Here is an 865-nt window from a genome sequence, read left to right on the forward strand (position 1 = left end):
ATTTTCGCACTTTTACAATTAAAAAACTCATTATCCTTTCACAATCACAAAAATCCGCTCAAAATCAATCACTTAAGTGTGAAAGGAGATTTCTACGACCCAATAGAACTACATAACCATAGGAAAACGATAAAAGAACCTATTGCGCTTATCACCGCACCATATACCTGGAGCTGAAACAACTATAATAATCAACAAAAAAGACTATAGATACAAGGAGAAGGCAACTTAGTCTAAAGGAGAAAGCAACTATCACAAAAGGAATAGAAAAGGCTTCTTTGTATCGGATGACCCGGGTCATCCATATAGATGACGGGAGTGAGCCATATAGACGACCCGAGTCATCCATATAGACGAGCTTAGTCATCCAGTCTATAAATCGTTCCTTTTCGCCTGCCAATATCTATCCCTCATCCTTCTGGTTACTATGCTTCATCCCTACATTCATAACAAAGACACCCACTATTCCCTATCAAGACGCCCACTATTCCCTATCGGAGCAAGGAACATCGCCATATTTAAGCTTAGCCATCAATTACCAACTCAAAATAAAGAGATTTTTCCTTTCACACTTAACTCTCTTATTTTCAATACAATCCACATTCCGTGAAAGGAGATTTACGATTCACCTTAAATATTTTCTGCAAATTTATCCCCTTAAAATTTGGTGGATTCAAAAAAAAGTAGTACCTTTGCACCCGCTTAAGAAAACCAAGCTATAGTCATCCAGACCGAATTTGGAGAGATGGTAGAGTGGTCGATTACAACGGTCTTGAAAACCGTCGTACCGAGAGGTACCGGGGGTTCGAATCCCTCTCTCTCCGCAAGAGCCTTCTGAAAGAAATTTCAGAAGGCTTTTTCTTTT

The 865-nt window shown here is 39.2% G+C and carries 1 tRNA gene; it reads left to right on the forward strand.

Going from position 1 to position 865, the window contains the following annotated elements:
* The first annotated feature begins 739 nt into the window (after nucleotides 1-739).
* Nucleotides 740-824: transfer RNA gene (locus CFT61_RS16350), tRNA-Ser, on the forward strand.
* The last annotated feature ends 41 nt before the right edge of the window (nucleotides 825-865 follow it).

The organism is Segatella copri (assembly GCF_002224675.1).
GTDB lineage: Bacteria > Bacteroidota > Bacteroidia > Bacteroidales > Bacteroidaceae > Prevotella > Prevotella copri_U.